Consider the following 9347-nt stretch of genomic DNA (forward strand, 5'->3'; position numbering starts at 1 on the left):
ACAATGCCTCGTATCTACGGATACGGGGCATTTTTTTTTGCTCCCGAAAAGGCTGATATCTCTATAAGAAATTCAGATAGTGCTAATAACTAATATTTGCTTCTTTTATTTATTGAGCAACGGGAAGATGAATCCCAGACAACAATAAATAAGAGGACATCCCTCATGATCAACCTGCATGACATTCGATACATACGGTTGGGTACCGCGAATCTGGACGAAGCACGTCGCTACGCCACTCAGGTTCTCGGACTGCAGGTCGCCCGAGAAGCCAACGGCGCGGTGTACTTCCGATCGGACAGTCGCGACCACACGCTCTGCTATTACGAGGGCGATCCGCAGGAAACCACGACAGCGTTCGAGGTCAGGACAGCGCAAGACCTGGAAGACGCCGCGGTGTTGCTGGAGCGTCATGAATTCGACGTGCAGCATGGCTCGCGTGCAGACGCTGAAGTGCGCTATGTCGATGACTTCATTCGCTTCAAGGATCCCAGCGGCAACAACATCGAACTGGTCTTGCGTCCCCATGCCAGTGGGCGACGCTACTTCCCGAGTCGAGATGCCGGCATCACCGGTTTCAGCCACATTGGCTTGCGCACCCTGAATGCCCGGCGTGATGAACTGTTCTGGACTCAGCTGGCAAACGCCAGGGTCAGTGACCGAATTGGTGAGGCGCCGCTACTGCGCATCGACGAGGTCCATCACAAGATCGCGTTGTTCCCTTCGTCCCATCCCGGTGTGCAACACATCAACCACCAAGTGGAATCCGTCGATGACTTGATGCGCGCCTACTACTTCCTGGTTGAGCGGGGTATTCGCATCCTCTTCGGTCCGGGCCGCCATCCCACCTCGGGCGCGATGTTCCTCTATTTCGAAGGGCCGGACGGCATGACCTACGAATACTCGACAGGGGTCAGCCTGATCTCTCCAGAGAATGATGCAAGCCATCAGCCTCGGCAGTTTCCTGCGGAGGGTGCGGGATTCTGCGCCTGGGGTGCGAAGCCTGACATTCCGGAATTCAAATCGTGAGTCGCTTGCCAACCCCCAGCCGCGAACAGCAATCGCAAGTGCGCGTGGCCGCGCGCGCCTTGTCCCGCGCCGGTCTGGTGCACGCCTACGGACACTGCAGCTTGCGGCTGGATGAGGAGCACTTTCTGGTTTGCGCAGCGCAACCGATGGGTTTGATCCGGACAGGCGAGTCAGGTGTTGTGGTCCCGATCAAAGGTGAATTGCCCGAGGGTGTGCTGGGTGAGGTCCGTATCCACCAGCAAATATACCGTCGCCGCCCGGATGTCCACGCGGTGATCCGCAGCATGCCTGCCCAGGTCATGACTCTGTCCTGTGCAAGGCTGACACCTCAACCGCGCCACGGAATGGGCAGCTATTTCCAGGCCCCAATCCCGTTGTGGGACGACCCGCAGCTGCTGCGCAGCGACGAACAGGCCTTCGCTCTGGCCAATCAATTAGGCCAGGGAAAAGCCCTGGTCATGCGGGGCAATGGCGCCATCGTCGTTGGCGCGTCACTGATCGAAGCGTTGACGCTGACCTGGTACCTGGAAGACGCCGCGCGGATTGAATTGCAACTGCACAGCGCAGGTCTTGCCGCTCAAGGGCCGGTACTCGACGCGCAAAGCTGCGCGCAACGGGCTGTCATCAGCGGCCGAATCTACGAACGCATGTGGGAATACCTGACGGCGGGCGATCCCGAAGCCAGCGTTCCAACACTCTAAAACAAGAAGGAATACCTTATGCCTGCTAAAGAATTCCGCCATTTCATCAATGGTGAATGGGTGAGTAGCGCCCGTACCTTCGAGAACCGAAACCCTGCCGATAACAGCCTGATCGGCTTGGTGCATGAGGCCGGCAAGACTGAAGTCGACGCCGCCGTGCGAGCTGCGCAAGCGGCATTGAAAGGCCCGTGGGGCAGCATGACCGTCGCCCAGCGAACGGCGCTGTTGCACAAGGTGGCCGATGGCATCGAACGTCGCCATGACGAGTTTGTGGCTGCGGAAGTGGCCGATACCGGCAAACCCCGTGCCCTCGCCGGACATTTGGACATTCCCCGTGGTGCGGCCAACTTCAAGGTGTTCGCCGACCTGATCAAGAATGTGCCGACCGAAAGTTTTGTGATGGATACGCCTGACGGTGGCAAGGCCGTGAACTACAGCGTGCGAGCACCGCGTGGCGTCATCGCCGTTGTTTGCCCCTGGAATCTGCCGCTGTTGCTGATGACCTGGAAGGTCGGACCGGCCCTGGCCTGTGGCAATACTGTGGTGGTCAAACCTTCCGAAGAGACACCGGCCACTGCCACGCTGCTCGCCGAGGTCATGAACGAAGCCGGCGTGCCACCAGGCGTGTACAACGTGGTGCATGGCTTCGGCGGCGACTCGGCCGGTGCCTTCCTCACCGCTCACCCAGAGGTTAATGGTGTCACCTTCACCGGTGAAACCGGCACGGGCGAGATCATCATGAAGGCCGCAGCCAAGGGTATCCGCCCGGTATCGCTGGAGCTGGGTGGCAAGAACGCCGGCATCGTTTTCGCCGATGCGGACCTGGAAAAGGCCGTCAAAGGGTTGGGGCGCGCCGTGTTCGAGAACAGTGGCCAAGTGTGCCTGGGGACCGAGCGCATCTACGTGCAACGTCCGCTGTTTGAGCGCTTCGTCGCTGCATTCAAGGCCCACGCCGAAGGCATCAAGGTGGGTGATCCCAATCAGCACGACAGCACCATGGGGCCGGTGATCTCGCTCGGTCACCGCGAGAAGATTCTTTCCTATTGCCGTCAGGCTGTTGCCGATGGTGCCACGGTGGTCCACGGCGGTGGCATTGCACAGGTGCCGGAGCACCTGGCCGAAGGGGCCTGGTTCGAGCCGACGATCTGGACCGGCCTTGCGGAAACCTCGGCCGTGGTGCGCGAGGAAATCTTCGGCCCGGTTTGCCATATCGCTCCTTTTGATACCGAAGAAGAAGTCGTCCGCCTGGCCAACGACACACCCTACGGCCTCGCCGCCAGCGTGTGGACCTCCAACCTGCAGGTCGCCCATCGTTTGGGCAGCGCGCTGGACGTGGGTGTCTGCTGGATCAACTCGTGGTTCCTGCGCGACCTGCGTACCGCCTTCGGCGGCGCCAAGCAGTCGGGTATCGGCCGTGAGGGGGGCGTGCATTCGCTTGAGTTCTACACCGAGCTGCGCAACGTCTGCGTGCGGCTGTAAGGAGCCATCTATGAATAAGCAAGAAATCCACGTTCTCGGCCAGCAACTGCATCAGGCCCTCAGCAACGGCCAGGCTGTGGCGCCGTTGACCGACAAATATCCGGACATGACCCTGGAGCAGGCCTATCAGGTTCAACTGGCGATGATCCAGCCGCGTCTCGACGACGGCCAAAAGGTCATTGGCAAAAAGATCGGCGTCACCAGCAAAGTGGTGATGGACATGCTCGGCGTCGATCAACCGGACTTCGGTCATCTGCTCTCGGACATGCTCTATGCCGACGGCGCCGCCATCGCCATCGACGGCTTGATCGCACCCAAGGCCGAAGGCGAGATCGCTTTCGTGCTCAAGGAAGATCTGCGAGGCCCGGGCATTACCGTCGCCGATGTGCTGCGCGCTACCGCCTATGTGATGCCGTGCTTTGAGATTGTCGACTCGCGCATCCGTGACTGGAAAATCCGTATCCAGGACACCGTCGCCGACAACGCCTCCGCCGGGGCTTTCGTCCTGGGCGGGCAGGGCGTGGCCCCGCGTGACGTCGACCTGGCCTGTGTCGGCATGACCCTGGAAAAGAACGGCGAAGTGGTCGCGACCGGCGCGGGTGCCGCAGCCCTCGGCCATCCGGCGAATGCCGTGGCCTGGCTGGCCAACAAACTCGGCCAACTGGGCATCGGCCTGAACAAGGGCGAAGTCATTCTCTCCGGTTCGCTGGCCGCCATGGTGCCGGTCAAGGCCGGTGATCAATTGCGCATCAGCCTGGGCGGTATCGGCTCGGCCTCCGTTCGTTTCGTTTGAAGGAAACCCTTATGAATCTCTCTGCAAGCACTATCGCCCAACTGGCCGAACACCTGGAAAACGCCGAACTCAACCGTGAGCCGGTGGCCAAGATCACCGACGCCCACCCGGACATGGACTGGGAAGACGCCTATGCGATTCAGGACGCCATTCGCCAGCGCAAGGAGTCCCGCGGTGTACGAATTGCCGGCCTGAAAATGGGCCTGACTTCTTTCGCGAAGATGAAGCAAATGGGGGTCACTGACCCGATCCACGGCTTCCTCACGGACTACGGTTCTTGCCTGGACGGCGCAGCTATCGATGTTGACGGGTTGATCCATCCCAAGGTCGAGGCCGAGATCGCCTTCGTCCTCAAGTATCCGCTCAAGGGCCCAGGCATCCATGTGGGCGACGTATTGGCGGCCACCGATTTCATCCTGCCGGCGGTCGAAGTGATCGACTCGCGCTACGAGAACTTCCGCTTCGATCTCAAGAGCGTGATTGCCGATAACACCTCTTCGGCACGCTTCGTCACCGGCGGACAAATGAGCGGCGTGCAAGGCGTTGACCTCAAATGCCTGGGCGTGGTGCTGGAGAAGAACGGCGAAGTGGTCGCGACCGGTGCCGGCGCCGCGGTGCTTGGGCACCCGGCGCAGAGCGTCGCCATGCTGGCCAACATGCTCGGTGCCAAGGGGCGTGAACTGCCGGCTGGCTGTTTCATCATGACCGGTGGCATCACCGAGGCCATTGCCGTTGCTGCCGGGGACAACATCACCGTGCGCTACCAGCATTTGGGCAGCGTCTCCATGCGCTTCACCTCGTCCAGCCAGCGTTGATCCGGAGCTATCGACCATGCCTATCGCCATGATCCACCTCGCCGAGGGCCGCAGTGAAGAGAAGAAGCAAGCACTGTTGGTCAACGTCACCCAGGCCATCGCGCAAAGCCTCGATGTGCCCGTAGAAAGCGTACGCGTGCTGCTTCAAGAGATTCCCGAAACCCAGTGGGCCGCGGGTGGCAAGACCCTTGCCGAACGCCGGCGTGGTAACGCCTGATCCCCAGGCTGTGTGCAACGACAGGACACAATAACAATGAGCAATCCAATCAGCGTCGCCATCATCGGCTCGGGCAATATCGGCACTGACCTGATGATCAAGATTTTGCGTCACGGCAAGCACCTGAAAATGGCCGCCATGGTCGGTATCGATCCGGCTTCAGACGGCTTGGCCCGCGCCGAACGCATGGGAGTGGCCGTGACCCATGAAGGCGTTGAAGGCCTGACCCGCATGGACGTCTTCAAGGACATCGAATTCGTCTTCGATGCCACCTCGGCCGGCGCGCATGTGAAGAACGACGCCTTCCTGCGCTCGATCAAACCGGGCATTCGCCTGATCGACCTGACGCCCGCGGCCATCGGCCCGTACTGCGTGCCGGTGGTCAATCTGGAGCAGAATCTCGGCCAACTCAACGTCAATATGGTCACCTGCGGTGGCCAGGCGACCATCCCCATGGTCGCCGCCGTATCGCGAGTCGCCAAGGTGCACTACGCCGAAATCGTCGCCTCGATCGCCAGCAAATCTGCCGGTCCCGGCACCCGCGCCAACATCGACGAATTCACCGAAACCACCTCCAAGGCCATTGAAGTGATCGGAGGCGCAGCCAAGGGCAAGGCGATCATCGTGATGAACCCGGCCGAACCGCCGTTGATGATGCGCGACACGGTGTTTGTGTTGTCCGAAGCGGCCGACCAGGCGCTGGTCGAGGCCTCGATCGTCGAGATGGCTGCCGCCGTACAGGCTTATGTGCCGGGCTATCGCCTGAAGCAAAAAGTCCAGTTCGACGTGATTCCTGAAGACGCGCCGCTGAATATTCCGGGCCTCGGCAAATTCTCCGGCCTCAAGACTTCGGTGTTCCTCGAAGTCGAAGGTGCCGCCCATTACCTGCCAGCCTACGCCGGCAATCTCGACATCATGACCTCCGCTGCCTTGGCCACCGCCGAGCGCATGGCGCAGTCGATGCTGAACGCCTGAGGAGACCGACATGACTTTTAATCCCGGCAAAAAACTCTACATCTCCGACGTCACCCTGCGCGACGGCAGCCACGCGATTCGCCACCAGTATTCGATCCAGAATGTGCAGGACATCGCCCGCGCCTTGGACAAAGCCAAGGTCGATTCGATCGAAGTGGCGCACGGTGATGGCCTGCAAGGGTCGAGCTTCAACTACGGCTTCGCCGCCCACACCGATCTGGAATGGATCGAAGCCGCCGCCGACGTGATCAACCACGCCAAGATCACTACCTTGTTGTTGCCCGGCATCGGCACCGTGCATGACCTGAAAGCAGCCTACAACGCCGGTGCCCGGGTGGTGCGCATCGCCACCCATTGCACCGAGGCCGATGTGTCGAAACAGCACATCGAATATGCCCGCGAGCTGGGCATGGACACCGTCGGTTTCCTGATGATGAGCCACATGATTCCGGCCGAGCAGTTGGCCGCCCAAGCCAAGTTGATGGAGAGCTACGGCGCGACCTGCGTGTACATGGCCGACTCCGGTGGGGCGATGAACATGCAGGACATCCGCGAACGTTTCCGTGCGTTCAAGGCGGTACTCAAGCCGGAAACCGAAACCGGCATGCACGCCCACCACAACTTAAGCCTGGGCGTGGCCAACTCCATCGTCGCGGTGGAAGAGGGCTGTGACCGCATTGACGCCAGCCTGGCTGGCATGGGGGCGGGGGCGGGCAACGCGCCATTGGAGGTGTTCATCGCTGCCGCCGAGCGACTGGGCTGGAATCATGGCACCGACCTCTACACCTTGATGGATGCCGCCGATGACATCATCCGTCCGCTGCAGGACCGCCCGGTGCGGGTAGATCGCGAGACGCTGGCGCTGGGTTATGCCGGCGTCTACTCAAGCTTCCTGCGTCATGCCGAAGCGGCGGCCCAGCGCTACGGGTTGCGTACCGTCGACATCCTGGTCGAATTGGGGCGGCGAAAAATGGTCGGTGGGCAAGAGGACATGATCGTCGATGTGGCACTGGACCTGACACGACGTTGAGTTATCCACGCGTCCGCATAACATTCAAGAATTCCGGTTTTACTGCACTTGCCGGTCGAAGCCCACGACGCTTTGCTGGCAAGTGCAGTGTTTTGGTTTCTGAATATCCATCGTAAGCGAATTGTCCAAGGTTGCATCTCAAGCGCGGATACATGATTTTAGAGGAGAGTGAAATGCTCAAGGCTTCAGACGTCGTAGTGCAGTGCCTCGAGAATGAGGGCGTAGAGTTCGTGTTCGGGATTCCTGGTGAAGAGAACCTGGATTTACTTGAATCACTCAGGCGCTCCAACATCCGGCTCGTTCTCACTCGACATGAGCAATCGGCTGGTTTCATGGCGGCAACCTATGGCCGGTTAACCGGCAAAACGGGAGTCAGCTTATCGACCCTTGGCCCTGGCGCTACGAACCTGGTCACTGCTGGCGCCTATGCCTACTTGGGTGGAATGCCAATGCTCATGATTACCGGGCAGAAGCCAATCAAAAAGTCCAAGCAGGGCCGTTTCCAGATTCTTGATGTTGTTGGGATGATGCAACCGCTGACCAAGTACACCCACCAGTTGGCGTCCGCTGACAACATTCCCTCGCGTGTGCGTGAAGCCTTCCGCCTTGCTGAGGAAGAAAAGCCCGGAGCGGTTCATCTTGAACTTCCCGAGGACATCGCCGCGGAGCAGACCGAAAGCCGGCCAATTCCTCCGAGCCTGCATCGTCGCCCACTGGCCGAACACAAGGCCATTGAGGCCGCAGTCGAGAAATTGCAGATAGCCCGTAGCCCGATCCTGGTGATTGGTGCCGGCGCCAATCGCAAGATGACTGCCAAGGTACTCAAGCAACTGATCGACAAGACCGGCATCCCTTTTGTCACCACTCAGATGGGCAAAGGCGTGGTAGATGAGCGTCATCCACGCTTCCTTGGCAATGCCGCACTGTCTTCCGGCGACTTCGTGCACCGTGCCGTCGAGGCGGCTGATCTGATCGTAAACATTGGCCACGACGTGATTGAGAAACCACCATTTTTCATGGTCCGCGGCGGCACCGAAGTCATCCACATCAACTTCCGCTCCGCCGAAGTCGATCCGGTGTACTTCCCACAAGTCGAAGTGATCGGCGATATCGCCAATGCTGTTTGGCAGATCGGCGAAGCCTTGAATGACACTTCACACTGGGACTTCACCCGCCTTATGACGATCCGTGAATCCAACGAGGCCCAAGTGATTGAGGGCGCGGACGACAACCGTTTCCCGATCTACCCGCAGCGCTTTGTCGCCGACGTACGTCGTGCCTTGCCCTCCGAAGGCATCGTGGCTCTGGATAACGGCATCTACAAAATCTGGTTCGCGCGCAACTACAAGGCACATAAACCCAACACCGTACTGTTAGACAATGCCTTGGCAACGATGGGTGCGGGCCTGCCTTCGGCGATGGCTTCACATTTGGTCTATCCGGATCGTCCTGTGGTCGCTGTGTGCGGTGACGGCGGCTTCATGATGAACAGCCAGGAGCTGGAAACCGCCGTACGTTTGAAGATGAACCTGACGGTCATCATCCTACGCGATGATGGCTACGGCATGATCCGTTGGAAGCAGTCCAACATGGGGTTCACTGATTTTGGTCTGGACTACGGCAACCCGGATTTCGTCATGTATGCGCGAAGCTATGGTGCCAAGGGCCACCGGGTGGAAAGCGCCGAAGGCTTCTTGCCGCTACTGCAGCGCTGCATCAGTGAGCCGGGTGTTCACGTTATCGATTGCCCGGTGGATTATTCCGAGAACGATTTCATTCTGAACCATGAGCTTAAAAGACGTAGCGCGTTGGTTTAAACCAACGCTCGCCAACCCCCATTCAGAAAAGGAAGCGTGATGCAGCTTAAAGACACCCGGTTGTTCCGCCAGCAAGCCTTCATCGATGGCGCGTGGGTCGATGCGGACAATGGTCAGACGATCAAGGTCAATAACCCGGCAACGGGCGAAATTCTGGGCACTGTGCCGAAAATGGGCGCTGCCGAAACCCGCCGTGCGATTGAAGCCGCTGATAAAGCGCTGCCGGCCTGGCGTGGACTGACCGCCAAGGAGCGCGCGAACAAGCTGCGTCGCTGGTTCGAGCTGATCATCGAGAACCAGGACGACCTGGCTCGCCTGATGACTCTGGAGCAGGGCAAGCCATTGGCTGAAGCCAAGGGCGAGATCGTTTATGCCGCTTCCTTTATCGAGTGGTTCGCCGAAGAGGCCAAGCGCGTCTACGGTGACGTGATTCCGGGCCACCAGCCAGACAAGCGCCTGATCGTGATCAAGCAGCCGATCGGCGTGACCGC

General features: G+C 59.7%; 10 protein-coding genes. All 10 read left to right on the top strand.

The features are described from left to right. The first annotated feature begins 165 nt into the window (after window positions 1-165). Window positions 166-1029 carry a VOC family protein gene (locus tag ACQKPC_RS04090; RefSeq protein ID WP_192408447.1) on the top strand — a complete coding sequence of 288 codons (864 nt, stop codon included), beginning with the start codon at window positions 166-168 and terminating at the stop codon, window positions 1027-1029. Then, entirely contained in the window at window positions 1026-1730 is a 705-nt protein-coding gene (locus tag ACQKPC_RS04095; protein WP_427623205.1) for a class II aldolase/adducin family protein, read from the top strand. The genes ACQKPC_RS04090 and ACQKPC_RS04095 overlap by 4 nt, the downstream gene beginning before the upstream one ends. An 18-nt stretch (window positions 1731-1748) precedes the next feature. Then, window positions 1749-3209, top strand: coding sequence for a 2-hydroxymuconic semialdehyde dehydrogenase (locus tag ACQKPC_RS04100; RefSeq protein WP_192408449.1), 1461 nt, complete (start codon window positions 1749-1751; stop codon window positions 3207-3209). Window positions 3210-3219: 10 nt separating this feature from the next. Then, window positions 3220-4002, top strand: a complete 783-nt coding sequence (gene dmpE, locus ACQKPC_RS04105) for a 2-oxopent-4-enoate hydratase (RefSeq protein ID WP_033056547.1) — start codon at window positions 3220-3222, stop codon at window positions 4000-4002. 11 nt (window positions 4003-4013) lie between these two features. Then, the gene (gene dmpH / locus ACQKPC_RS04110) at window positions 4014-4817 is read left to right on the top strand and encodes a 2-oxo-3-hexenedioate decarboxylase (protein ID WP_427623206.1); all 804 of its coding nucleotides are present in this window, start codon (window positions 4014-4016) and stop codon (window positions 4815-4817) included. Window positions 4818-4833: 16 nt separating this feature from the next. Beyond that, window positions 4834-5034 carry a 2-hydroxymuconate tautomerase family protein gene (locus ACQKPC_RS04115; RefSeq protein ID WP_192408452.1) on the top strand — a complete coding sequence of 67 codons (201 nt, stop codon included), beginning with the start codon at window positions 4834-4836 and terminating at the stop codon, window positions 5032-5034. 36 nt (window positions 5035-5070) lie between these two features. Further along, window positions 5071-6009 carry an acetaldehyde dehydrogenase (acetylating) gene (locus ACQKPC_RS04120; protein WP_192408453.1) on the top strand — a complete coding sequence of 313 codons (939 nt, stop codon included), beginning with the start codon at window positions 5071-5073 and terminating at the stop codon, window positions 6007-6009. Window positions 6010-6019: 10 nt separating this feature from the next. Further along, complete coding sequence (dmpG, locus tag ACQKPC_RS04125; protein ID WP_427623207.1) at window positions 6020-7039, top strand: 4-hydroxy-2-oxovalerate aldolase; 1020 nt, start codon at window positions 6020-6022, stop codon at window positions 7037-7039. A gap of 173 nt (window positions 7040-7212) precedes the next feature. Beyond that, window positions 7213-8856: an acetolactate synthase large subunit gene (locus ACQKPC_RS04130; protein ID WP_427623208.1), complete on the top strand. Its 1644-nt coding sequence runs from the start codon at window positions 7213-7215 to the stop codon at window positions 8854-8856. Between the two features lie 39 nt (window positions 8857-8895). Next, a partial coding sequence (locus ACQKPC_RS04135; RefSeq protein WP_427623209.1) for an aldehyde dehydrogenase family protein occupies window positions 8896-9347 on the top strand: 452 nt, incomplete at its 3' end.

This window comes from Pseudomonas sp. NPDC089918, from assembly GCF_050280605.1.
Classification (GTDB): domain Bacteria; phylum Pseudomonadota; class Gammaproteobacteria; order Pseudomonadales; family Pseudomonadaceae; genus Aquipseudomonas.

Excerpts from the sequence above, each read along its gene's own strand:
- dmpG (WP_427623207.1), top strand. The coding sequence starts at position 6,020 with ATGACTTTTAATCCCGGCAAAAAACTCTACATCTCCGACGTCACCCTG.
- ACQKPC_RS04090 (WP_192408447.1), top strand. The coding sequence starts at position 166 with ATGATCAACCTGCATGACATTCGATACATACGGTTGGGTACCGCGAAT.
- ACQKPC_RS04130 (WP_427623208.1), top strand. The coding sequence starts at position 7,213 with ATGCTCAAGGCTTCAGACGTCGTAGTGCAGTGCCTCGAGAATGAGGGC.
- ACQKPC_RS04100 (WP_192408449.1), top strand. The coding sequence starts at position 1,749 with ATGCCTGCTAAAGAATTCCGCCATTTCATCAATGGTGAATGGGTGAGT.
- ACQKPC_RS04115 (WP_192408452.1), top strand. The coding sequence starts at position 4,834 with ATGCCTATCGCCATGATCCACCTCGCCGAGGGCCGCAGTGAAGAGAAG.
- dmpE (WP_033056547.1), top strand. The coding sequence starts at position 3,220 with ATGAATAAGCAAGAAATCCACGTTCTCGGCCAGCAACTGCATCAGGCC.
- ACQKPC_RS04120 (WP_192408453.1), top strand. The coding sequence starts at position 5,071 with ATGAGCAATCCAATCAGCGTCGCCATCATCGGCTCGGGCAATATCGGC.
- dmpH (WP_427623206.1), top strand. The coding sequence starts at position 4,014 with ATGAATCTCTCTGCAAGCACTATCGCCCAACTGGCCGAACACCTGGAA.